Below are 22,790 nucleotides of genomic sequence, written 5' to 3' on the forward strand. Positions count from 1 at the left end.
AGAAGCCGCATTGGCGGAATATGAAGCCATGGGGCACGAGCCGTTCCTGTCGCAGTATGGCTTCCCGGAACCGAAGCGCATTTGGATCAAGCTCAACGGCAATCAATATCCAGCCAAGGCCATCGCAGGCGCGGCACACAAGTTCGTGGACGGGGTGCCGCTCGTTGCGTCGGCATTCAAGAGTGGAGAAGCCACGGTAGTTCGCAAGCTGCGCAAACTGGGATTTGAAATTGGAACGCCAGGACGCAACCCGGATTGGACGCGCGACGAACTGATCCTCGCGCTAGAACTATATTTCACAAATCCGGCTAATCCGCCGGGGAAAAAGAGTGCAGCGGTGGCGGCACTGTCGCACCTCCTGAACAAGATCCATCGCTTATCTGGTGGCGTCGGCGGTACGACGTTTCGAAATCCTGATGGCGTATATCTAAAGATGATGAACATCCGGGCTCTAGACCCGACATTCATCGTGCAAGGCAAAGTGGGCATGAAGGCCGGGGGATCGCTCGATAAAGCGGTTTGGGCGGAATACGTCGGGCGCCGGATCGAGCTGGCAGCCGATGCGAAGGCAATCCGAGATGCCGTGGCGAACACAAATGAGGAAGCCGTGGCAAAACTGCCAACGGTAGAACCTTATGAGGGGGAGGAAGGCGGCGTCATCATGCGCCTTCACAAGCGCCACGAACGCGATCCGCGTGTTATTCGAGAAAAGCTCAAAGCCGCAAGAGCTGCTGGAGACTTCGAGTGTGAAGCATGCACTTTTGATTTCGAAGCGACTTACGGGCCGCTAGGTGCACAGTTCATCGAAATCCACCACACGACGCCCGTTCACATGATGAAGCCCGGCACGAAGACTAAGCTAACGGACTTGGTTTTGCTATGCGCGAACTGTCACCGCATGGCGCATCGAAGCCGCATTCCGCTCACCCTCGCCGATTTAAAAGCGATCGTCAAAATTGGGAGCAGTGAGAAATTGGGCGCTTGTTCACCTATATCGAGACATTAGTGGCATTTGCGCACATCTGTCTTTATCTACAGATTCTTTTGATTTGAGAACAGGACATTCTATGGCAAGTGCTATCGGCCTGCGAGTTTACCGGATTGGTGTGCACGCACGTGGAAAATCTTCGCTTGTTGCTTTCGACGATGAAAAACTAAACCAGTCGGTTCCGGACTTTATCACTGCCTTCATGAAGCTGCACAACAGTGTCGTTCAGAACGACGCGTTGGAACGCAGTTGGTATTTCGAAGAGAAGGACGAGGATGGGCCTGGAAACAGCCAGGGATACGTACATTACGGCACCTTCGGATTCGAGAGTGATTTCATAGACACGAAGACCAAGAAGAAAAACTATCGGCGGAAAACCACCGATATCGAAGAAATCCCCCTCTTTTACGAATTTTGGTGCCCCGACCAGAGCGCATTTGGCTTGGCTACATTTCAGTCATTTCAGGGCAGATCATGTATCAGCTTAGTGATGACAAAGATGAAGGAAGCATTTGAAAATGCAAACCCAGATCACATTCTCAGCTTCAAGAAGCTATTACCGAACGATGCGAAGGGTAGCGCCTATTACTCGGCCCCGGTGAAGCAGCTTCGACTTATAAAGCGTAAGGCTTCGAGTGACATCGCAGATCGTTATTTCGACAACCCTTCGCCCGAGCCGATCGATTTCGAGATTATAATGTCGGCAAGGCGGCGAAAAAATCTTGGAGATCTCACGTCTCTGCTAAAATCAGTCAGAAGCGACGGCGCAAAAACCATCATTACGCACGATGGTATCGAGTTTTCTGAGGCCGTTGCCGAGATTCGCGTAGGGAATCGGACGCGACGAGTTGGTGTGTTGGGCTTCAATGGCGAGGCGGGCGTGATCGACGTTACCGACGTGATCGTTCGAGGTGCCGATGGACATCCCACGTTCGAATCGCTGAAGAAGGAGTCCGATTCGATCCTACGGGACTTTTTTGAAACGTTAGAGGGTTCGAAGGAGTGAAAATCAACGTCACCTCGATCATTCGTGATCATTGGGCAACGCTTTACGATGCTCAATCGAACCGGACAAACTTTGTCGATGTGATCGTGTTCTACGGAGCGCCAATCGCGGCGGGGGCGATTGCATATTTCTTGTCGTTCAAGGTTAAACCTGAGGGATATAATGTCTCAATAACCTTCTTCGGTATTTTTCTGGCGCTCCTGCTGAACATTCAGGTCGCTATTTTTGCAATATTTCAGCGGAAGTGGGATGAGCCATCGGACAAACGCCAAGCCGATGCGCAAAGGATGGACTTAGCAGATCGCCGCAAGCTTCTAGGGGAGCTAAATTCGAACATTTCATACCTCACGATTGTTAGCTGCATCGCCCTCATCGCGTTTCTGATCTTTTATGTCGCGGAACTAAAAGAAGGGCTTTGGCCAGCAATCGCGGTTGTACTTTACTCTCATTTCATTTTGACGTTTGTGATGATTGTGAAGCGATCCCATGCTTTGTTTCAGAAGGAATACCGCGACAGTCCCAAATAAGCTGACGTGGCGGAGATGGTTTCCGTTAAAGTTCCTGTTCGGAAGACCGTCCGCTAAGCGTCAGGTTCTGACGATGGAGCTGCCGTTCAGCCCACTGTGCCCGAACGACGGCTTCGTCCCAATCCCCGCAAATCCGCTTCATCGAAAGCGGAGGCAGCCATTCTCAGGTCAGGTTTTCCATGTTGAAGCCTTTCTCGCCTCCAGCATCCTTGCTGTACGCCACGTGCTCGACGGCACTGAACGCCACATCACAGCTAAACCCATCAGCCTCATCAACCCGGAAGCTCAGGCTGTCTGGCACGATTTTGACAGCCTTGATGCCCCTGCCGCGCCCTCTAAGCCTGATCAGGACCGAATAGCCCTCATCAAGCGCCGCAATGGCCTTGCCGATGATCTCGCGGCCCGTATTGGCTTCCTCTGCGGACATGCGGCCTCCCTAGATGACTTCAGCGACTGAACGCACGTGCGGCTTTACTGCTCCTCCGCGGCGCTCTTGGCGTCCTCCACGGCGCTGTCCACCTGGTCGCTAGCCGACTGAATGTCCGGCACAACATCGCGCCAGTTCTCACTATCGAGCCGCCCCACCGCGTCCTGAAGCTCACTTGCTGCGCTCTGCGCCTCGTCGGCCGCGGACTGCGCTTCCTGTAGTTGCTGCTCAAGGTCGGCCTTCTGCTCCTCAAGCTCCGCAATGCGGTCTTGTAGCGCCTCCTTCGTCGATCCCGCCTCTGCGTTGCATGCAGTGACAGCGAGCGCCATGAGCACCCCTAGAACAGCTTTGATCCTCATTCGCCCCCCTCATTTGCCCCGGCTGAGTCTAACGAGTGGACGGCGCAGGATCGAGACCAGACTTGCAACTACATGGCGCAATTCAAGAAATCTTCGGACGCGCATATACCCTTCACGCGCCGCCAACAGCCTTGAGGAGCAAAGAAGATCGAGCACGCACGACAGGCGCTAGGTACGGGTGTTCGCCTATAACCGTCGAGTCCCTCATCAGCGATACGAGGACAGGAGACCCCATGTCCCTTCCCGCCTTGAACGAGGTAACGGGTCAATGCGCGGTTGTTCGGGACGTCTGCGGGCCTCTCCCAGCGGTCATAGGGGACCCACGGGGACCTTCAGCTCCAAGAGGGCAACGGGTCAACCGGCGAGCAGCGGAAGGCGTCTTTGGGTCCCTCGACGGGGCCAAAAGGGACCTACCCATTATCCCTGCTAGATCGCGCAACATTCTGGGTTAATCAGGGTTATTGATGCGAGGCGCTCGAACGCACAGGGACCGGCATGCCCAAGGAAAATCCAGTGGTCGTCGTCGGCCCTCCAACATCCGCTGAGATACTTGGGGACACGGTCATGCGCATCTATAGCGTGGACGAGGCGCCCTGCTTCGACGAGCTACTCCGTGCGGTCGATGATGCGGATCGCGCCCTCCAGGCACGGCAAGCTCCGGCTGTCTCGATCCCGCAAGCGCGATAGGGTTCGCGTCCTTCTAATCGATATCGAGAGCCGTAAGGGTGATAGGCTCGCTCCCGGCCCCCTCAAGCGTCAGCAGGCGCTGCACGGCGCTACGGATGCGAGGAGTGACTTCAGGGTCCAGGGGATCGAAGTCGGTTAGCTTGGACCCTAGCAGCTTCATCCGAGCACTCGAATGCAAGGAGACCTGGATGTCCTTCTCGGGGTCCAAGCCCTGGAGGATGATTAGGTCTTCGCTTAGGGGTATCAGTCGGACGGTTTCCACCGTTCCCTCCTCGGGCGGCAAGCGGCAGCCTTTGGAGTGGCCGTCAGCCGGCGCGTTGCTCATCTCACGGACGCCGATGGGTGAAGTGTACACACTACCTCCCTCCCGAGTCTTGATGCGCATCAAGCACATCCAAAAGGAAAATAATCGGGTGATCGTTCCGGGTCCAGAGCGAACCTCAATAGTCGCGCAGAACTTCGGGTAACTCTCAGAAAACTCAGGGGAACCGCTGCGTCAATTAGGGTCGGACTGGCGCTGTCAGCGCTCTAGCGAAACCGCCAGTTGCGAACCGCATCCGATCGCGTCCGGGCGGTTCCATCGGGAGCGGCGGAAGGGACCCGAAGTGGCCGATTGCCCCACGCCTGAGTCCCCCACGGGACCCGAAGGCCGCAGGAAACCTAGCTTCCTTACTGGATGCAGGAGCCAGTGCGGGTCTCGCTACGGGCGGCAAGCGGGGCGGATTGGGCCTTTGGCAGCAGCGCGTTAAGAGGGGGACATTAGGGCCGCCGGTTGGCGGCTAGTTTCGGCGCTATCCAACGCCATGGATAGTGTGCCGGTCGGACAACACACTGCGGAGGTGGCCGGACGCCGAGGGACCTATAGCCCCGCTGCCCCGAGCTTCCTTGACGCGTTGTACAACACCGCCTAACGCTCATTGCGCAATGATGTACACCGGAGCCGACCCCATGCGCGTCGTAATATACCTGCGAGTATCCACGGCGGCCCAAGAGCGCTCGGGGCTCGGCTTGGAAGCGCAGCGGGCGGCAGTGGAAGCCTTCTGCCGACAACGGGGCTGTGAGGTGCTCGCCGAGTTCGTGGAGGTCGAGAGCGGCAAGCGCGACGATCGCCCCGAGTTGGCGAAGGCGCTGCACTGGGCCGACGTCACTGCCTCGACCCTACTGGTGGCGAAGATGGACCGCCTAAGCCGAAGCGTGCGATTCCTTGCTACCCTTCAGGATAGTGGCGTCCGCTTCATTGCCGCCGATATGCCAGAGGCGAATGAGATGACCGTCCATATCCTCGCTGCGGTCGCGCAGGCGGAGCGCAAGGCGATTGGGACGCGTACTCGGGAGGCACTCGCGGCAGCTAAGGCACGGGGCGTACGTCTGGGCAATCCAAACGGGGCCGCTGCCCTCCAGCGTGCCGGCAAGGGCAACAGTGCGGCAGTCGCAGAGCGGAAGGTGCGGGCGGATCATTCGGCCCAGCGGCTTGACCTGGTGGTTGCAAAGCTGCGGCAAGAGGGGCGCACGTCGCTGCGGGAGCTTGCGGACGGGTTGAACGCTATTCCCATTCCAACGCGGCAGGGTGGCAAGTGGCACGCTTCGTCTGTGCGGAACCTGCTTGCACGCCTGGAAGTGAAGAGGCCAAGCGGAACGGGGGGCACCGGAGAGTGACCAAGCGAGATGGCTTCTCACCGGCTGAATGGAAGGCCGCTGGAGAGATGTACTTGCGCAGCGTCGCTGTGTCGTCCGAGGCCTTGGCGTTTAGCGCGATGGCCCTGGAGGCGGCCCAGAAGGCCAATGGCGCAAGCACCAAACAGAGCCGGCCAAGCAACGCCTTGAAGATGCGTAGGGCCGTGCAGGCGCTCCTAGCGGACCTGTTGCGCCTCTACGTCCAGGGACAGGCTGGCTCCCACGGAACGCGGCCCGCTGACCTCCCCGCGAAGCTGCTCGGGTTCGGACGGCCGGCCTTCATGGAGGTGGTCGAGGGCCTAGAGACGGCCGGGTGGCTGAGTTACGGAAAAGGGCGCAGGGCCAGCCCGAAGACGATGACGGACGGGTCTGCAGGTATGCTGTCCGGCGGCTGGCGGTCTAGGTTCCGACTTTCACCGGAGGCGCTTTCTCTAGCGGCCTCGGCAGGGGTGCTTAGTGGCGATCATCGCGACCATTGGGGGCGATCGGTGACCGCGACTGCCCTCCCCGTACTTAGAGAGCTGGGAGCGCCCTTGGTCGAGTTGCGAGCGGCCAAAGAGCCCCGAGCTGGCAAGGGGGCGCCCGGCGCAAGTATGGCTGTGGATGTCCGAAACCCGAAGGTCGCTGAGATGCTCCGGGACCTGGAGGCCCACAACGCCTTCCTGGCCCAAGCGGGCGTGGACGGTGCGGACTTCGTGGGGCTTCGACGCATCTTCAACAATGGCGACGTACCGGGCTTCCGCTGGCAGTGGGGCGGCCGGTTCTACTCCGTTATCTTTCCCGGCATGGAGCGCGCCTATGAACAGCGGAGCGGGGAAGAGCGGCGCCGGGTGCTGCGCTTGGGTGGCGAAGCGGTCGGTGAAGTTGACATCAACGCCTCACAGCTCCGGCTCTTCTACGCTTTGAGCGGCTTGGAGCTGCCCGCCGGCCTGGAGGAGGACCCTTATACCCTGCCGGGGCTGGACCGGGTCGGGGTGAAGCTCTGGATTGCCCAGGCTCTCGGGAAGGAAGCCGCGAGCGGGAAGCAGTGGCCAGCGCAGGCACGACAGGAGTACGCGAGGAAGACCAAGGGGCGCTCGCTGGCAGAGGATCATGACTTTATGGCTCTGCGGGAGGGCGTTCTAAGCGCCCATTCACATTTGCAGACACTTGGCACCCCCGAGGCAATCCCGGTGCTGGAGCTGCAATATCACGAAAGCGAAATCCTGAGGCACGCTATGGGCGCCCTGCGAGCTAAAGGCATCCCCAGCCTGCCCGTCCACGACAGCTTGATAGTGCCCACCGGCGCCCAGAGCGAGGCAAGGATGGCAATAGAGAACGGCTTTGCTGACGTCGTTGGGGGCGTGATTGGAGGTACACCAATTACAATGCTCAGAGTTTCGCTTAAGGCTGCCTAACGCCTCTAGCGAGCGGAGGGCCACCTAGAGAGCGTACTGGTACGAAATCTCTTGCGCATCTCACCGGCTGGACGGCGGGACTGCACGGCGGTACCGCCGAGCCGCTCCAGGTGAACTTGCGGGCCCTCGTTTCCGCGGGGGCAGAGGATGCGGCTAAACGCTCTCTCGGCACCTGGAGCCCCGCCGCCACGCCTGCCGAGGCCCTTACCGCTGCCGTAGAGGCGCTGGTGGATGCTGCGGGCGCCTATGCCGCTTCGGATGGCGTCGATACGCGAGCCTTCACGGCCGGCGACTATCGCGTCCGCTTCCAGGGCGAGCAGCTCCTCCGCGTCGAACGCGCCTGAGGATACCCCACGGGGCCAATCGAACACCACGGTTGGCCCCGTTTTTATCAGTCGAGGCTAAGCGCTGAGGATCGTTTGAATGTTTTGGAGAGAGAGCGGCCCAAGCCCGCCCCGCACGTGATCAAAGGCTTCCGCCATCCGCAAATACTTGGCCACCATCGGCATGTGGCTGTTCATGTTGCGACCTTTCAGTTCACTGAAGCGATTCAAATCCTCCACGAGGAACGTTGCGACACCATAATGCGGCTCGTTGTTTCCATCGAAGCCTATAAATACCTGACGCTCATTATCGGGGATACTTTCCAATTCCTCGGGTGAAAGCTCACTTATAGAGTACTCAACGAAGGAGCTCATGGTCAAAATGCGCCCGACCTCACTCACGACATCTTCGTCTGGGGCAGAATCTTCGAAAATACCGGGGTACTTCCATTTGAACGCCCAGGTGTTGCCGCTGGTAATCGCGCTTGTCACAAAGCCAGGATCAATCTCTCCGTCGCTTTCCAAAGCCTTGAGTACATCGGCGAGCATTACCGCCAGCAACTTCTCTCCGTCTGTCATTTGCATGTTAAGCTCCCTGTTGCGGCTGGGGAACATGAGGATTTTAGACACGTAGTCAATTCGGAACACCATATGAGAGACGAGCGCGACGACAGCGCCTTCGTGGGCCACGAGTCCTGCCCGGTGTGCGGCTCCCGCGACAATGCGGCCCGCTACGCCTCCGGGCGCCTCTACTGCCACGGTTGTCAAAAGACGATCGAATGGCCCGACGATGACGACCAATCGACCGGGCACCGCCGCAAGGCCGCCCCCAGGAACACCATGACCCAACCGTACGACGCGATCCCCAGCGGCTTCGAGAACGACCACCACAACCCCGGCCAGCCGATGCACTGGGCTCGCGACAAGTCCACGGACCACGCCAACAAGATCCTGCGGCACCTGGTGGACCGTGGGCGCTTCGATGGGCGAGGCGTTCGGCACACGGCCCGGCTTGCCTGGCGTGCCCTGGCGATGCTCCAGGACGAGCTGGAGGCCGAAGAGGGCTTCCCCCGCTCCAGGGCCTCGAAGACGTCCAAGCCGGCGCCCGCAGCCGCCTAATGCTGCCTCAAAGACCCCCTAGCGCCTTCGGGTGCCTGGGGGTTTTTATTTTCCTACTCTTCAGGCGCCCGGCCGCCCGCCGCCACTACGACTTGGCCATTGGGAGGTGCCGCAAGGATGCAGAGGTACATCGTAACTTCACCGCCGAGAAGTCGTATCTGGTGCTCGTTAAGAAGTTTTGCGACCTTGTTGTACCAATCGTAAATTGGCGAGTAATCAGCTGTTCTATTGATGGCGCGGTCGCCTTCTAAGTCCATTAGGCCGCCCCGGTGCAGGCGGTTGCCCACCTTGCCGAGGAACCCTAGAAGTTCATCCTTTGTGAGATTGCCCGGCGGTGCTTCGTGGAGATGAACTTCGCCCTCTGGGTGCTCATCGGTCCACCGCGTTTCGACTTTGACTGGAATGGGAAAAAAGTCGGGGTGCACGTTGCTAAGCGTTTTGATTATTCGATCGGTGTCCCAAGTTTGCTTAAGCTTGGATGTGATCTCAGGTGCAGGGATATCGCCATGAGCGAGCAGGCAAGCTATGCCGATCGTCTCCCCAATGAAGCGAAGCTGCAAGAAGCAAAAGTCTTCCACAAAGATAGGAGGCAATGAGGTGGCGCCATTGACTGCAGCCTCTATGACAATGAGGCGCTGCTTTATCTCCTCCATGAGATTGGCATAGGCTGCTGGTACCGTCAGTGTTGTGGGCTTTTTCAAACCTTTTGCTCCTTCAGTGGCACACTCATCAGGCACGATATGATCCCTTTTCACACCAGAACCTTACAGGGTGCTTGCCGCCATTAAGACGTCCGACGTTCTCGTTGAGCAGTTCCATAGCCATTGAGCAGTTGTCGAGATTGTACGCTGGGTTCGACTCGGTGGCGTCGAAGGTCGCCCAATGGACCCGAATGTCCTGGGTGCTCTTCGTCGCCAGCTCGACGCTCGACGTGCGATAGAGGGTGTAGGTCTCTGCGCCGCCGCCGCCACGGAAGCTACAAGCAGGCAGAGCGGGGCGAGTAGAGGGAAGCGCATCGTATTGGGATGCCGTCTGCCGATCAAGTGCGCAAGCCTCTTCCATGTTCCCGATTTGTTCTGATATGCCTTCCGGGATGGACCACCCGCCAGAAGAGCAACGCCGACGCGCCCGCTGCAAGACCGTAGACGCCTGTGTGAAGGAAGGGCTGGCCGTCGAGCTGGTATGTAAGAGCTGCAATCGCGTCCGAATCATCGATGCGGCGCCCCTAGAGCGCCTGGCGCGGCTCAAGGTCTGGCCGCTCAATCTCGTCATGCTCTCCAACTTCTTCCGGTGCACGATATGCCGCCAAAAGCTCTGTTCGATGCGTGCGAGCCTGGAGGAGCCGAATAGCCCGCCGATCGGCCCCGCGACTCAGGCCGAGTTCCAGGCGCTGAAGCGGCGTTATCGCGGCTAAATGATCGCGATAGCGAGATTCTTTCGAACCCTTTGGCATCCTGGCCGTTAGTCAATGTGTATCAAGGGGAAGCTGACGATGACGATGAGTCAAGAAGACGGCCTAACCGTGCTAATCGCTGAGGATGAACCGCTCGTGCGGATGCTTGCCGCCGACATCCTGGGCGAGGACGGCTTCAACGTTCTGGAGGCTCAAAGCGCCACGGAGGCCCTCGACATGCTCGCCGAGAACAAGGTCGAGGTACTCTTTACCGACATCAACATGCCCGGTGAGATCGACGGTCTCGAATTGGCGGACATCGTGGCCGTTCGGCATCCTAGGGTCGGTATAGTCGTGACCTCCGGTCGCCAGCACCTCGATGACTGGGAGGTGCCCGATGCCGGCGTGTACCTGCCGAAGCCATACGATTACCGGACGCTCGCTGAGACCATGCGGCACCAGGTGAAAGACCGCCGATGACAATAGGTAAAGCAAAAGGGCCCAGGGTTTCCCCCAGGCCCTTCGCTTCTCGGTCCGCCTGAAGCCTAGGCGGCCGCCAAGATCGTCATCGCGGAACCGCGTCTAGAAGCGCGAGCGGCAACTTGATATTCTGATGTAGCTCCGGGCGACTTTAGCGGCCCTCGTGAACAACGGGGGCGGAGGATGCGGCTAAACGGTCCTCGACGCCCGGAGCACTTCGTTCACATGAGTTTCTTGGGGCGGCGGACTTCCCGCTTACCCTCTTGGCTCTAAACGAAAACTGTTGGAAGGCCGGCGTGGCGGCAGTCATACCTAGACGCCATACCTCCTGTTACCGCCGCTCGTGATGCAATAGCGCCCGCCTCGTGGTCCAACGCACACATTGCCGCCGGAGCAAGCACAAGCCCCCCCGCCCCCATATCCGAATGAGCGGCGCTTCGGGATCGGCGTATAGCCATGCAATCTGCTGCCGCCGCTATGGCTCCGGGCACTTCGAGAACTCCGTGTCCTCTTCGCTGCGACCGCGTGAATAGGCCCCACCGTCCATTTAGCCGCTGACGGGCTCTGCGTGTGATGTTGGACCGGGACTGCCGGCGTGCGGCCTTGCTCGCCCTCAAAGCCTCGCTGAGGTAGGTTGCTTTGCGCAGCGACAACGTACTGGCTGGGCACCCAACACGAGCGTCCTTTTGCCAGCACCAAACGCCAATTACCAAGACGCGACTGTACGAACACCTCGGTTCCTCGACTGAGCACAGCGACGGCGCGTGCATTTTCCCTTGGCGCTTCGCGGCATTTTACCGCTTTAACTTGGATCACCTCAGAGCAAGCGTCCATTGACGAGAAGATCGCGAGTATGCTGGTGATAATTGCCACTGAAATTTTGAGCATTGCGCCCCCTGCCTTGTACGTTGGTCGACGTTGCCTGCGCCGGCAAGCCACTTCCATGTTGCCGCCTCACCGCTGCGCCCCCGCGCCTCAAGCTGAACGCCAGGCGACGAAGCGGAAGCTCCAAGGCGAGAGACGCGTCGAGCCTGAGAACACCTTTCAAGCATCCGCCAAATAACTTCTTGTGGTGAAAATCTATGCTCCGACTATTGCGGCTTGTTTCTTGTTACTGCAAAATAGAATCTCTTAGGCTAGTGAGGTCGTATGCCGCTTGTCATATCCGCGATTCTGTCAGTGCTGGGAATATCAATCCCAGTGGCACCTGTGCAAGATCCTCAGACGTGCGCTATCCGCCATACGGCAGAAGGAACTTTGAAGGAATCGATTCGCGAGGATGGATTTAATTTCAAGGGATACGATGCGCTATGTAAGCGACTGAAGCAGGAGGGTCTTACCCTAGCTATCGTGTCAGATAGCGGAGTGCTGGCAGAACGGTCGTACGGCTGGGTAAACGTGAGGCTTAAAAGAACTTCCAGCGGCGTTTCAGGTGGGTTCAGCAGGGTCTGCACTATAATGAGCCGGGAGGCTTCCACGCCGGCAGCTAAGAAAGCGGAATATGACGCCCTGAACAGCGTCGCTGAGCAGATCGCCCGAGACCCGGCCCCGTTCATCGAGTCTGTTGTTGAGGCTGAATCGATTGCAAAAAGCGCGCTCTAGGCTTTGTAAGAGCACCCTCTCCGATCAGCCCAGCAAGGCAAGCGGAGTTCCAGGCGATGAAGCGGCAGCTCCGTAGACAGTCCCGCCGCGTATTTAATATTAGCAAAGCTATTGTGGCCTCCCCTTCCCCCGCGCGTTGGTCAACATGTACGGAAGGGAAGGATGTTCACCATGAAGCCTACCGTTCTGATCGCCGAGGACGAGCTGTACGTTCGCATGCTGGCAGCCGATATCTTATCGGAGAGCGGCTTTGCGATCCTCGAAGCCCAAAGCGCGGTGGAGGCCCTGGACATCCTGGCGGCCCATGGCGTCGAGGTTCTGTTTACCGACATCAACATGCCGGGTCCGATCGATGTCCTTGAGCTGGCGGACATCGTGGCCGTTCGGCACCCCAAGGTGGGCTTAGTGGTCACGTCTGGGATGCACCAGCTCCAAGACGGCGATATTCCAGATGACGGCGTGTACCTGCCGAAGCCCTACGACTATGCGCAGCTCGCCGAGACCATCCAAGACCAGGTGGCAAAGCATAGCTGATCCTGTGGCGCAGCTTCGAGCGTCGTGGATAGCAAAAGGGGCCCAGGAGACACCCCTAGGCCCTTCGCTTCGCAGTTCGCCTGAAGCCTAGGCGGCCGCTAAGATCGTTCTCGAGAGGGGCCCCGAGCGTCAGTCGACCGACTGGCCCGTCCTTCGCCCGGCGAGCTTCGCACGTATACGCTGCGCGTCCGGGTGCGTGTAACGCATCAATTGAGAGAGTGTCAGGTGACCACTGACCGTGGCGACCTCCGGCGGCGACAGGCCGAGCTCCAGCAACCGGGATACACCTTCGTGTCGCAGATCGTGCAGCCGAAGGTCCTCAATGCTCGCTCGCTTGCAGGCTGTCGTCCACGCCCACCGGAGAGCGTGGATGTCGATGGGGAAGACGTATTCGCCCTGTGGCCTCAGTGCCTTCAGCACGTCGATAGCTTCGTCGGTTAGTGGAACGGTACGCGGCCGACCGTTCTTCGTCTTGGGGATATGAACGCAGCCCTGCGACAAGAACGCATCGCGCCATCGCAGCGACAGTATTTCACCCCTGCGCATCGCGGTCTCAATCGCGAACCGGACGTAGGCCCAGGCGAGCGGATGGCCCACTAGAGCGTCCCGAATGGCCTCGTACTCGCCTGCCCGCAATCTCCGGTCACGAGCAGCACCAGGCGCCGGCAGGGCCACAAGGGCCGCGACGTTCGTCGGGAGCTGATAGCCCCACTCGCGCCTCGCAGTCTCCAAAGTCCGCCTGATGAGACTTATTTCGCTTCGGATGGAGCTGGGAGCTACCTCAGCGGATCGCTCGGTCCGGTAGTCAGCGACCGCTTTACTCGTAAGCTCGGCGACCGGCAGGGCCGCCAATAGCGACCGCCGAAGCTTGCCGATTCGGTACGCCTCCACGGACGCCCCACGTTTCTTCGAGGATACCTCTCGCTCATATCGCGCCAGCAGGTCACCGAGAGTATCCACGTAGGGATCAGGGGCCTGTTCAAGAGCCGCGTAGTGGACCAACGCCGCCTGCCTCAAAGTCGCCCATGCCCTCGCCCGCCCTTCGGAAGCGAAACTCTTATACGAAAGAGCCCCGGACTCCGAATGAAGCTCTACTACCCATCGACCATCCACAAGCCTAATCAATGCGACCTCCCGACTCACCAGGCCGGAATTATAGATTTACGCCGGTGGCATCATCACATTTAAGCTCCGCAGTTGCGGACCGTCTGCATTTTGCTACTTTTTTGCTTGGCCACGAAAGGGTCTAGTACCCCTGCATCTCGGGAAGTTTGCGCATCCATAGAACGGTCGCCCGGTCCGACGCCCCTTCTTCGCTGTGCGCAGGCGCATCGGCAAGCCACAGGCGGCAGACGAAGGTTTCGATGTCGGCGAGCGTCCCTTGAAACTCCTTCCGACCACCGGAGGCCTTATCTGGGCGCCACCAGCCGGCAAGCGATCCGACTCAACAGATGGCGATACTTCATCGCCTCCAGGTGCAGGCGCCGACGTTTCCTTGGGTTCACCGCGACGACGATTGGGGCCGCGCTCCAAGGCATCAAACACGCAGAAGCCGATAAACCAAGACAGCGCCCCGAACGGCAACATAAGTGCACGACCGCGGCGATCGACGCCCCCGTGCCACGAGCAGGCACCACGATGGCCTATGCTCGGGGAAAGCCATCCGTCACGGCATCGAGGAGGTCCGCTTAAAGCGACGAGAAGGAAGCATAGGCACGCGAAAGTACCGACACCTGCCGCTATGGAGGCGGGCAGCGCGTAACGCCGCAATAAGTCAATCACTGACGAGGCAGTCCGGCCGACTACGGGGAAATACGGGGTCTTGTGTTCCGACGACGACGAACTTGGGCAGCCCGGCGACGAGGTTGCATTGCACCTCCACCGCGCGCGCTTCCAACCCCAGATAGGCTACCGTCGAGACGCTGGCGACCAAGAGAGCCCCCTCCCCGATATGGGAGCATAGCGGCTTTTGCTCGCTACGGAAGCGGTACAATCAGTGCGCAGCGTATTGCACAAGCACCACACCCCTCCCATCTTCCGGCCGATGTGCTCCGAACCCGGCCAATCTCCGCATCCTGCGTTGACTCCTGCGCCACTTGCCCGTAATGGCGCTCGACACGCGGCCGCCCCTGTGGCGGCCCTTTTACGTTCTAGATACTCGAGGATGAGCGATGAAGCGGACCTTTCAGCCGAGCAACCTGGTGCGTGCGCGCCGGCACGGCTTCCGTGCACGGATGGCGACCCCGGGCGGTCGCAATGTGATCCGCGCCCGCCGCGCCCGCGGCCGCAAGAAGCTGTCGGCGTAAGCACCGACACGCCCTTGCTGAGCCTCGACCGGCTCACGCAGCGCAAGGACTATCTCGCCGCCAACGGGGGAAACCGGGCACCGATGCCCGGTTTCGTCCTGCTGATGCGCGAACGGAATGATGCCGATCCGTCCATGCGGATCGGCATTACCGTATCCAAGAAAGTTGGCAACGCCGTTATCCGGAACCGGATGAAGCGGCGCTTTCGCATGCTCGCGCGCGAAATCCTGCCCGAGGCGGGAATCGCCGGCGCGGACCATGTGCTGATCGGCCGGATGGGCGGAATCGAACGCCCCTATGCCGATCTGAAGGCGGAGCTCGCCAAGGCGCTTCGGCGCGTGCGCCCCAAGGTAGACCAGTGATTGCGCGCCTGCTGATGCTGCTCGCGCGCGCCTGGCAGCTGGGTCCGTCGCTGATTCTGCCGCCCACCTGTCGCTACCAGCCTTCCTGTTCGGCCTATGCAATCGAGGCGCTTCGCCGCTATGGGGCGGTGAAAGGCGGCTGGCTTGCGCTACGGCGCATCGCGCGCTGCCATCCATGGGGCGGGCACGGCCCAGATCCCGTTCCTTGAGTTTCCTTCCGGGGATTATCGGTGAAAGAAGAACAGAAGAACTTCATCCTCTTCGCGGCGTTCGCGGCGCTCGTGCTGCTCGGCTGGCCGATGATCAGCCACTGGTTTTTCCCGCAGCAGCCGGCCGCACCCGCGAAGATGGTCGACGGCAAGCTGCAGCCGGTGCCCAACTCGGGCGTCGATCCGGCGACCAACGCGCCCAAGACGATTCGCAGCCGCGATGCGGTGCTGGTCGATAGCCCCCGCGTGGCGATCGACACGCCCGCGCTGAAGGGCTCGATCAACCTCAAGGGCCTGCGCATCGACGATCTCGTCCTGCGCCAGTATGACCAGACCGTTGCCAAGAACTCGCCGCCGATCCGGCTGCTCTCGCCGAGCGGTGCCGAGGGCAGCTATTTCGCGCAGTTCGGCTGGCAGGGCGCGGGCGCGCCCGACGGCAACACCGTGTGGAAGGCCGATGGCGAGACGCTGACGCCCGCCGCGCCGGTCAAGCTCACCACGACCAACAGCGCCGGCCAGACCTTCACGGTCGAGCTGGGCGTCGATTCGAACTATATGTTCACCGTCCGCCAGACCGTCACCAATCGCGGCGGCGCGCCGGTGGCGGTCACCCCCTATACGCTGATCTCGCGCGGCCAGCGCTCGACCGATACCAGCCAGTGGGCCGCCCATGTCGGCCCGGTCGCCGCGACCAACGATGCGGCGCATTACATCAACTGGAAGGACATTGAGAGCACGCCCCAACAGTTCGCCACCACCGGCGGCTGGGTCGGCTTCAGCGATCACTATTGGCTGACTGCGGCCATCCCGGACCAGCGCGGCGGGGTGAACATCCAGCAGCGCGGCACCGCGGCGCAGCAGTATCAGGCAGACGTGGCGCTCGCCCAGCCGATCGCGATCCGCCCGGGCAAGGAAGCGACCTATACCAGCCACTTCTTCGCCGGCGCGAAGGAAGTGAAGCTGCTCGACGCCTATCAGAAGCAGTATGACATCGCGAAGTTCGAGCGCGCGATCGACTGGGGCTGGTTCGAAATCATCGAACGCCCGATCTTCACCTACCTCAGCTGGCTGTTCAAGCTGGTCGGCAATTTCGGCGTGGCGATCATCCTGCTGACGATCACCATCCGCGGCCTGCTGTTCCCGATCGCCCAGAAGCAGTTCGCCTCGATGGCGAAGATGCGCCAGGTGCAGCCGAAGATGAAGGCGATCCAGGAGCGCTACAAGGACGACAAGGCGCGCCAGCAGCAGGAGATCATGCAGCTGTACAAAGCGGAGAAGGTGAACCCCCTCGCCGGCTGCGCACCGATGCTCCTGCAGATTCCGATCATGTTCGCGCTGTACAAGGTGCTGCTGCTGACGATCGAAATGCGCCATCAGCCCTTCGTGCTGTGGATCAAGGACCTTTCGGCCCCCGATCCCGCCACGATCCTCAACCTGTTCGGCTATCTGCACTTCACCCTGCCCAGCTTCCTCGCCATCGGCGTGGTGCCGGTGCTGCTCGGCGTGTCGATGTTCTTCCAGATGCGGATGAACCCGGCACCGATGGACGAGATGCAGAAGCAGATGTTCGCGATCATGCCGTGGATGCTGATGTTCCTGATGGCGCCCTTCGCCGTCGGCCTGCAGATCTACTGGATCACCTCGAACGTGCTGACCGTGCTCCAGCAGCAGTGGCTGTACGCGCGCCATCCGGAGATGAAGGTGCCGGTGGCCAAGCCGGGCACGGCCAAGGCCAAGTGAGTATGCCCCTTCTCCACGCCTCCGGTGAGCACGAGGGCGGCGCTTGCGCTCCCCTCCCGCTTGCGGGAGGGGTCGGGGGAGGGATTGACGTGGAGGCAGTGCTGCGCGGTTGCAGCCCCTCCCCTAGCCCCTCCCGCAAGCGGGAGGGGAACGCAGGCACCGCCGCCTGCGATATGCTGAAAGGGCCCCGCTCGTCGGGGCAGCTGATTTCCTGATGTCCTTCGACCCCGACCAGATCGAAGCCGCGCGCAAGCTGTTCGCCGGCCCCATCGCCTTCCTCAAGTCCGCGCCCGCGCTCGAGCATCTGCCCGCGCCGACGGTGCCGGAGGTCGCGTTCGCGGGCCGCTCGAATGTCGGCAAGTCGTCGCTGATCAACGCGCTGACCAACCGCAACAGCCTCGCGCGCACCTCGGTCACCCCCGGGCGCACGCAGGAGCTCAACTTCTTCGATGTCGGCGAGCCGCTGCGCTTCCGCCTGGTCGACATGCCCGGCTATGGCTTCGCCAAGGCGCCCAAGGACATGGTCCGCAAGTGGCGCTACCTGGTGAACGATTATCTGCGCGGCCGGCAGGAGCTGAAGCGCGCGCTGGTGCTGATCGATTCGCGCCACGGCATCAAGGATGTCGACCGCGAGATCCTCGAGATGCTCGACGACGCCGCCGTCAGCTACCGCATCGTCCTCACCAAGACCGACAAGATCAAGGCGAGCGAGCTGGCAGAGGTGACCGCCCGCACGGTGGAGGAAGCCCGCAAGCGCGCCGCCGCCCACCCGGAGATCCTCGCGACGTCCAGCGACAAGGGCATGGGCCTGCCCGAACTGCGCGCCGCGGTGCTCGAAGCGATCGGCTGAGCGCGGGGATGGAGCCGCTCTTCTCCTACGGCACGCTCCAGCTCGACCAGGTACAGCTTCGCCAGTTCGGCCGGCTGCTCGACGGCACCGAAGACGTGCTCCACGGCTATATGATCACCGAGATCCAGATCCGCGATCCCGCCGTGCTCGACGCCAGCGGCATCGAGACGCACCTCGCGCTGGTCCCCGGCGACGGCCCACCGATCCCGGGCAAGGTCTTCCAGCTCACCCAAAAGGAGCTGGAAGCCGCCGACATCTACGAAAGCGAGAACTATGTTCGGGTGCGGGTGCCCCTCGCCTCGGGCACCCGCGCCTGGGTGTATGTGAAAGCCTAGGACGGGTTGTACTTGGCGAGGAAGGCTTCCATCGCCGTGAGGAAAGTCAGCCGGTCCTCGGCACGGCTGAAGAAATGGTCGGCCTCGCGCTGTTCGAGGAACTCGTAGGTCTTGCCCGCCGCTTTGAGGGCATCCACCATCACCTTGCTCTGGTTGAACGGCACGCGCCGATCCTTCTTGCCGTGGACCAGCAGCACGGGAATCGAGAAGTCCTGCGCGTGGAAGACCGGCGATACCGCCCGGAAATCCTATGCCTTGGACTTGATATAGTCCTTCACCGCGCCGCCACCGAGAAACTGCGAGTCATAGCTCACCATCCGCTGGAGGTCGGACACACCGGCATAGGTCACGGCGCAGCGGAACAGCGCGCCGTCGCGCTGCGCCGCCCGCAGCGCGGCATAGCCGCCATAGGAGGCACCGACCACGCATACCCGCTTCGGATCGGCGACCCCCCGCTCCGCCAGCGCCTTCACCGCGTCGTTGAGGTCGTCCTGCATCGCCAGGCCCCATTGCCCGTCGCCCTTGCGGAGGAAACTGGTGCCGAGGCCCGACGAGCCGCGATAATTGGGCTGGATCACCGCATAGCCGCGATCGGCGAGGAACTGGGCGATGAAGTCCCAGCTTTCCTCGTCGCGCGCCTGCGGGCCGCCGTGCGGCATCAGGATCAGCGGCAGGTTCTTGCCCGTGCTGCCGCGCGGCACGGTGAGCACGGCGGGAATTTCGAGGCCGTCGCGCGCCTTGTACTGGATCGTCGTCACCGGGTGGAGACGGCGCAACCCCAGCGTGTGGTTGTTCATCGACAGCGCGGTCATCCCGTCATCGGCGGCGGTGTAGATGAAATAGGCGCCTGGGGCGCTCGCATCGCCGACATGAGCGATCACCACCGAGCGATCGGCGCTGTAGCTGGTGATCTGCACGCGCGCGCCCTTCACCCGCTCGCTGAGCTTGCGCTGCAGCGCCACCATGGCCGGGTCCAGCCATTCGGTCCGCGCGGACTTCTCGGTCACGCCTACCCCCAACAGCGTGGAGGTGCGCGTGTCGATCACGGGGCCGTCGATGTCGTAACCGGCGACGCCGAACACCTTCTTGCCCCGCTGCATCGTCGCTAGGTCATATTCCCAGAGCGCCGAGAAGCCAGCGTCGTCGTCCTGCACCACCAGCGCCTTGCCGGGGTCGGACAGGAACAGCTTGGGCATCAGCAGGCCCTCGTTGATGCCCTTGGCGCGGTCGATCACCCGGAAGCTGTCGCGCGCGCTGGGGCGGTAGAGCAGCCGGCGCTGGCGGCCGTCCATCGAGGTGCCCACCCCCATGCGGACGGTGCCGGTGCCGTCGGCATACCAGTCCATCACGCCCTCGCGGCCCTCCATCACGGAACGGTGGCGACCGGTGGTGACGTCGACCTCGTCCACCTTCGGCCAGAAGCCGGGTTCGTTGGTGTAGATCGAGGTCTGGGCGGAGAGCAGCACCTTGGTGGAACCGTCATGCGGCATCCACAGCACGTCGTCGCCGTTCTGGGCGGTGTCGCGGGTGTTGAGCATCACCAGCTTGCCGGTCGCCGCTTCGACGCTGACCGCACGCGTGATCGGCCATTTGTCGCCCTCTACCTCCACCTCGCGGCGGATACCGATCACGAGCCAGGCATCGTTCACCCAGCTCCACCAGTTGATGTCGATGTCGCCGGCGCCGATGACCTGGCGGTTGCCGCCGTCGAGATCCATGACCGCGAAATATTGCGCGCCGTTGATCGCCAGCTTGGCCGCGACGTGCTTGCCGTCGGGCGACAGCTCCGGGCGCTGCACCGGCGGCAGTTCGGCGAACACCGCTACGTCGAGCCGCGCCGGCGCCGCGGCCTTGGCCGCCTCGGCCGTCACCTGTTGCTGCGCGCCCGCCGGAATAGCCAACCCGCACAGCATTGCCGCTGTCGCCAGCAGCCGCCCCTTCTTCTGCATTCCTGCCCCCAGACAAGCTCCGATTCGCGGCCCCCGCCGCGGTAGCAGGCAAGCTGCGACCGATTTCCAGAACGCGCAATGGCGATGGTTGCTGTCCCCCCCGCCCAAGGCTATCCCGGGGGCATGAAGCTCATCATCGGCAACAAGGCCTATTCGTCCTGGTCGCTCCGCGGCTGGCTCGCCTGCAAGCTCTCTGGGCTCCCGTTCGAGGAGACGGTCGTGCCGATGTACGACCAGGATTGGGACAAGCGCCGTCAGGGCGCCGAGTTCGCCCCTTCCTCGGGCAAGGTGCCGATCCTGTGGGACGGCGACGCGGTGGTGTGGGACAGCCTTGCGATCGTCGAATATCTCAACGACAAGACCGGCAACACGCTGTTCTGGCCCGAAGACCCCGCCGCGCGCGCGATGGCGCGGTCGATGGCGGCGGAGATGCACTCCAGCTTCACCGCGCTGCGCAGCAAGCACAGCATGAACGTGCGCCAGGTCTATCCGGCCGCCCCGGTCGATGCGGACGTGGCAGCCGATCTCGAGCGGATCATGGAGCTCTGGGCGCAGGCCCGCGCCCGCTATGGCAGCGAGGAGCCGTTCCTGTTCGGCGCATTCAGCGCGGCCGACATCATGTTCGCACCGGTGGTCACGCGGATCGTCACCTATTCGCTGCCTGTTCCGCGTTTCGCGCAGAGCTACATGCTCGCCGTGCTCCAGCACCCCTTTATGCAAGACTGGATCGCCGGTGCGCAGGAAGAGGAATGGGTGATCGAGAAGTACGAACTGCCGGTGGTTTAAGGCGTTTTGTTTAGCCCCTCCCCTTCAGGGGAGGGGTTGGGGTGGGGCAGTGTCTCGCAGAGACCAACCTCTGGTCTGGAATCCCTCCACCCCAACCCCTCCTCCCAGGAGGAGGGGCTTAAGCGATGGACCTACTTCAACCGCTCGGTCTCGTACCGCGTGCCGTCCTTGCGGAAATAGCCTTCGGGCGTGAACACCATGTCGATGTCGGGATATTCCCCGCTTCCGCGCGGCCCCGCCCCGATGGCGAGAAACACGGCATCCGCCTCGGAACGGTTCTGCAGATGATGCCCATCCGCCACCCCGGCCGGGAACGCCGCGCAGTCGCCCGCGCGCAGCAGCGTCTCGCCGCCCTCCTCCACCAGCACCGCCTCGCCCGCCAGCATCACGACGAACTCGTCCTCCTGATCGTGCCAGTGGCGCTGCGACGACCAGGCGCCGGGCTTGAGCACGACATGGCTCACCCCCATCGCCGTCAGCCCGCTCGGCGGCGCCAAGCGGCGATACCAGCGGCCCGCCACCGGCGCGTCGAACGGTGGCGGATAGCCGGTGGCGTTGGTCTGCGGGATTGTATCCAGGTCCAGCTTGGGCAATGTCGCCTCCCTTGTGTTTGGGAGGTAGTGTGCCGGACGTCGTCGAACTCACCAAGGCCCTGATCGGCGCCGAAAGCGTAACGCCCGCGCGCGGCAGCGTGTTCGACGTGCTGGAGCAGGCGCTGCTGCCCCTAGGCTTCCGGGTCGAGCGCTTCGTCGAGGGCGAGGCACCCGACGGCCCGGTCGAGAATTTGCTCGCGGTGCGGGGGAGCGGCGGCCCGCACCTCGCCTTTGCCGGCCATCTCGACGTCGTGCCGCCCGGCGAGGGCTGGACCAGCGGTGCCTTCGCCCCCGAGATCCGCGGCGAGCTGCTCTATGGTCGCGGCGCGGTCGACATGAAGGGCGCGATTGCCGCCTTCGTCGCCGCCGCCGCACAGGTGCCGGAACGCGGCACCACCAGCCTGATCATCACCGGCGACGAGGAAGGCCCCGCCACCTTCGGCACGCCCAGGCTGATCGAGCGGATGGCCGAACGCGGTCTCGTCCCCGATTGCTGCGTCGTCGGCGAACCCACCTCCGCACACCGGCTGGGCGACACGATCAAGATCGGCCGGCGCGGCTCGACGGTGATCGATATCGCGGTGATTGGCCGCCAAGGCCATGTCGCCTACCCGCATCTCGCCGACAATCCGGTCCCCCGCCTCGTCCGCGCGCTGGCCGAGATCGACGCCATCATGCTGGACGAAGGCAATGCCTGGTTCCAGCCCTCGAACATCGAGGTGATCGACTTGGCCGTCGGCAACAAGGCGACCAACGTCATCCCCGGCCGCGCCGCCGCCCGCATCAGCATCCGCTTCAACGACCAGCAGCGGGGTCCCGATCTGATCGAGCGTATTCGGGCGGTGGTCGCGCGCCACGCCCCCCATGCCGAGGTTAACGGCCGCGTCTATGGCGAGGCCTTCCTCACCGAACCCGGCCCGCTTTCGGAGCTGGTCAGCGGCGCGATCCGCGACGTGTTGGGAGTGGACGCCGAACTGTCGACCACCGGCGGCACCTCCGACGCGCGCTTCCTCTCGCGCGTCTGCCCGGTGGTGGAATTCGGGCTGCTCAACGCGACGATGCACAAGCTCGACGAGGCGGTGGCGCTGGCCGACCTGCGCGCGCTGACGGACGTCTATGCGGAGATCCTGCGGCGGGTGTAAGC

At 62.0% G+C, this 22,790-nt stretch carries 27 protein-coding genes and 2 pseudogenes; 19 read left to right on the plus strand and 10 right to left on the minus strand.

Annotation, left to right across the window (positions count from 1 at the left end; translation table 11 throughout):
- Nucleotides 1-10: 10 nt before the first annotated feature.
- The 3 genes from ABIC35_RS18890 (at nt 11) to ABIC35_RS18900 (ending at nt 2,521) form a co-directional block, all read left to right on the plus strand.
- The gene (locus tag ABIC35_RS18890) at nt 11-1,006 is read left to right on the plus strand and encodes an HNH endonuclease (RefSeq protein ID WP_354278555.1); all 996 of its coding nucleotides are present in this window, start codon (nt 11-13) and stop codon (nt 1,004-1,006) included.
- Nucleotides 1,007-1,067: 61 nt separating this feature from the next.
- The gene (locus tag ABIC35_RS18895; RefSeq protein ID WP_147425860.1) at nt 1,068-1,994 is read left to right on the plus strand and encodes a hypothetical protein; all 927 of its coding nucleotides are present in this window, start codon (nt 1,068-1,070) and stop codon (nt 1,992-1,994) included.
- Complete coding sequence (locus tag ABIC35_RS18900) at nt 1,991-2,521, plus strand: hypothetical protein (RefSeq protein WP_121075808.1); 531 nt, start codon at nt 1,991-1,993, stop codon at nt 2,519-2,521. The genes ABIC35_RS18895 and ABIC35_RS18900 overlap by 4 nt, the downstream gene beginning before the upstream one ends.
- Before the next feature lie 163 nt (nt 2,522-2,684).
- On the opposite strand, the gene ABIC35_RS18905 is transcribed toward ABIC35_RS18900, so the two are convergent.
- From ABIC35_RS18905 to ABIC35_RS18915, 3 genes are all read right to left on the minus strand, one after another.
- Nucleotides 2,685-2,948: a hypothetical protein gene (locus ABIC35_RS18905; RefSeq protein WP_121075805.1), complete on the minus strand. Its 264-nt coding sequence runs from the start codon at nt 2,946-2,948 to the stop codon at nt 2,685-2,687.
- 44 nt (nt 2,949-2,992) lie between these two features.
- Nucleotides 2,993-3,307, minus strand: coding sequence for a hypothetical protein (locus tag ABIC35_RS18910; protein WP_121075802.1), 315 nt, complete (start codon nt 3,305-3,307; stop codon nt 2,993-2,995).
- A gap of 700 nt (nt 3,308-4,007) precedes the next feature.
- Complete coding sequence (locus ABIC35_RS18915; protein ID WP_147425859.1) at nt 4,008-4,379, minus strand: hypothetical protein; 372 nt, start codon at nt 4,377-4,379, stop codon at nt 4,008-4,010.
- Between the two features lie 563 nt (nt 4,380-4,942).
- On the opposite strand from ABIC35_RS18915, the gene ABIC35_RS18920 reads away from it, so the two are divergent.
- From ABIC35_RS18920 to ABIC35_RS18930, 3 genes are all read left to right on the plus strand, one after another.
- On the plus strand, nt 4,943-5,650 hold the full coding sequence (locus tag ABIC35_RS18920; RefSeq protein ID WP_121079255.1) for a recombinase family protein: 708 nt from the start codon (nt 4,943-4,945) through the stop codon (nt 5,648-5,650).
- Entirely contained in the window at nt 5,647-7,065 is a 1,419-nt protein-coding gene (locus ABIC35_RS18925; RefSeq protein WP_147425858.1) for a hypothetical protein, read from the plus strand. The genes ABIC35_RS18920 and ABIC35_RS18925 overlap by 4 nt, the downstream gene beginning before the upstream one ends.
- Nucleotides 7,066-7,175: 110 nt before the next feature.
- Nucleotides 7,176-7,409 carry a hypothetical protein gene (locus ABIC35_RS18930; RefSeq protein WP_147425857.1) on the plus strand — a complete coding sequence of 78 codons (234 nt, stop codon included), beginning with the start codon at nt 7,176-7,178 and terminating at the stop codon, nt 7,407-7,409.
- Between the two features lie 57 nt (nt 7,410-7,466).
- On the opposite strand, the gene ABIC35_RS18935 is transcribed toward ABIC35_RS18930, so the two are convergent.
- Nucleotides 7,467-7,973: a YfbU family protein gene (locus ABIC35_RS18935; protein WP_183049355.1), complete on the minus strand. Its 507-nt coding sequence runs from the start codon at nt 7,971-7,973 to the stop codon at nt 7,467-7,469.
- A 66-nt stretch (nt 7,974-8,039) separates the two neighbouring features.
- Between ABIC35_RS18935 and ABIC35_RS18940 the strand changes: the two genes are divergently transcribed.
- Nucleotides 8,040-8,507: a hypothetical protein gene (locus tag ABIC35_RS18940; RefSeq protein ID WP_121075792.1), complete on the plus strand. Its 468-nt coding sequence runs from the start codon at nt 8,040-8,042 to the stop codon at nt 8,505-8,507.
- 53 nt (nt 8,508-8,560) lie between these two features.
- On the opposite strand, the gene ABIC35_RS18945 is transcribed toward ABIC35_RS18940, so the two are convergent.
- Entirely contained in the window at nt 8,561-9,208 is a 648-nt protein-coding gene (locus tag ABIC35_RS18945; protein WP_147425854.1) for a hypothetical protein, read from the minus strand.
- Nucleotides 9,209-9,660: 452 nt separating this feature from the next.
- Between ABIC35_RS18945 and ABIC35_RS18950 the strand changes: the two genes are divergently transcribed.
- Complete coding sequence (locus ABIC35_RS18950) at nt 9,661-9,921, plus strand: hypothetical protein (protein ID WP_121075786.1); 261 nt, start codon at nt 9,661-9,663, stop codon at nt 9,919-9,921.
- A gap of 78 nt (nt 9,922-9,999) precedes the next feature.
- The gene (locus ABIC35_RS18955; protein ID WP_121079253.1) at nt 10,000-10,380 is read left to right on the plus strand and encodes a response regulator; all 381 of its coding nucleotides are present in this window, start codon (nt 10,000-10,002) and stop codon (nt 10,378-10,380) included.
- Between the two features lie 312 nt (nt 10,381-10,692).
- On the opposite strand, the gene ABIC35_RS18960 is transcribed toward ABIC35_RS18955, so the two are convergent.
- The gene (locus ABIC35_RS18960; RefSeq protein ID WP_121075783.1) at nt 10,693-11,325 is read right to left on the minus strand and encodes an SH3 domain-containing protein; all 633 of its coding nucleotides are present in this window, start codon (nt 11,323-11,325) and stop codon (nt 10,693-10,695) included.
- Nucleotides 11,326-11,637: 312 nt separating this feature from the next.
- Here ABIC35_RS18960 and ABIC35_RS18965 point away from each other — a divergent pair, with 312 nt between their 5' ends.
- Nucleotides 11,638-11,982: a hypothetical protein gene (locus ABIC35_RS18965; RefSeq protein WP_147425852.1), complete on the plus strand. Its 345-nt coding sequence runs from the start codon at nt 11,638-11,640 to the stop codon at nt 11,980-11,982.
- Between the two features lie 171 nt (nt 11,983-12,153).
- Nucleotides 12,154-12,516 (plus strand): response regulator, encoded by a 363-nt coding sequence (locus ABIC35_RS18970; RefSeq protein WP_220667343.1) that lies wholly within the window; start codon nt 12,154-12,156, stop codon nt 12,514-12,516.
- Between the two features lie 129 nt (nt 12,517-12,645).
- Here the strand turns inward: ABIC35_RS18970 and ABIC35_RS18975 are convergent, their stop codons facing one another.
- Together ABIC35_RS18975 and ABIC35_RS21725 are read right to left on the minus strand one after the other, a co-directional pair.
- On the minus strand, nt 12,646-13,113 hold the full coding sequence (locus tag ABIC35_RS18975) for a site-specific integrase (RefSeq protein WP_183049352.1): 468 nt from the start codon (nt 13,111-13,113) through the stop codon (nt 12,646-12,648).
- Between the two features lie 1,201 nt (nt 13,114-14,314).
- Nucleotides 14,315-14,449 (minus strand): annotated as a pseudogene (locus tag ABIC35_RS21725) (ATP-binding protein); the annotation flags it as partial.
- A gap of 238 nt (nt 14,450-14,687) precedes the next feature.
- Here ABIC35_RS21725 and rpmH point away from each other — a divergent pair.
- From rpmH to ABIC35_RS19005, 6 genes are all read left to right on the plus strand, one after another.
- Nucleotides 14,688-14,822, plus strand: coding sequence for a 50S ribosomal protein L34 (rpmH, locus tag ABIC35_RS18980; RefSeq protein WP_010545931.1), 135 nt, complete (start codon nt 14,688-14,690; stop codon nt 14,820-14,822).
- 14 nt (nt 14,823-14,836) lie between these two features.
- On the plus strand, nt 14,837-15,184 hold the full coding sequence (gene rnpA, locus ABIC35_RS18985; protein WP_121075772.1) for a ribonuclease P protein component: 348 nt from the start codon (nt 14,837-14,839) through the stop codon (nt 15,182-15,184).
- Nucleotides 15,181-15,393 (plus strand): membrane protein insertion efficiency factor YidD, encoded by a 213-nt coding sequence (gene yidD / locus ABIC35_RS18990; protein ID WP_010545929.1) that lies wholly within the window; start codon nt 15,181-15,183, stop codon nt 15,391-15,393. The genes rnpA and yidD overlap by 4 nt, the downstream gene beginning before the upstream one ends.
- 21 nt (nt 15,394-15,414) lie before the next feature.
- Complete coding sequence (yidC, locus tag ABIC35_RS18995; RefSeq protein ID WP_121075769.1) at nt 15,415-17,133, plus strand: membrane protein insertase YidC; 1,719 nt, start codon at nt 15,415-15,417, stop codon at nt 17,131-17,133.
- A 214-nt stretch (nt 17,134-17,347) separates the two neighbouring features.
- Nucleotides 17,348-17,983, plus strand: coding sequence for a ribosome biogenesis GTP-binding protein YihA/YsxC (gene yihA / locus ABIC35_RS19000; protein ID WP_093293544.1), 636 nt, complete (start codon nt 17,348-17,350; stop codon nt 17,981-17,983).
- 8 nt (nt 17,984-17,991) lie between these two features.
- Nucleotides 17,992-18,318, plus strand: a complete 327-nt coding sequence (locus ABIC35_RS19005; protein WP_121075766.1) for a gamma-glutamylcyclotransferase family protein — start codon at nt 17,992-17,994, stop codon at nt 18,316-18,318.
- On the opposite strand, the pseudogene ABIC35_RS19010 reads toward ABIC35_RS19005, so the two are convergent.
- A pseudogene (locus ABIC35_RS19010) lies at nt 18,315-20,267 on the minus strand (alpha/beta hydrolase family protein). The gene ABIC35_RS19005 and the pseudogene ABIC35_RS19010 sit on opposite strands and share 4 nt — an antisense overlap.
- A gap of 123 nt (nt 20,268-20,390) precedes the next feature.
- On the opposite strand from ABIC35_RS19010, the gene ABIC35_RS19015 reads away from it, so the two are divergent.
- Complete coding sequence (locus tag ABIC35_RS19015; protein WP_121075763.1) at nt 20,391-21,053, plus strand: glutathione S-transferase family protein; 663 nt, start codon at nt 20,391-20,393, stop codon at nt 21,051-21,053.
- Nucleotides 21,054-21,184: 131 nt separating this feature from the next.
- On the opposite strand, the gene ABIC35_RS19020 is transcribed toward ABIC35_RS19015, so the two are convergent.
- Entirely contained in the window at nt 21,185-21,646 is a 462-nt protein-coding gene (locus ABIC35_RS19020; RefSeq protein WP_121075760.1) for a cupin domain-containing protein, read from the minus strand.
- Here ABIC35_RS19020 and dapE point away from each other — a divergent pair.
- Nucleotides 21,646-22,788: a succinyl-diaminopimelate desuccinylase gene (gene dapE, locus ABIC35_RS19025; protein ID WP_121075757.1), complete on the plus strand. Its 1,143-nt coding sequence runs from the start codon at nt 21,646-21,648 to the stop codon at nt 22,786-22,788. The two genes, ABIC35_RS19020 and dapE, sit on opposite strands and share 1 nt — an antisense overlap.
- Nucleotides 22,789-22,790: the final 2 nt, after the last annotated feature.

It is taken from the genome of Sphingomonas trueperi, from assembly GCF_040545965.1.
GTDB lineage: Bacteria > Pseudomonadota > Alphaproteobacteria > Sphingomonadales > Sphingomonadaceae > Sphingomonas > Sphingomonas trueperi_C.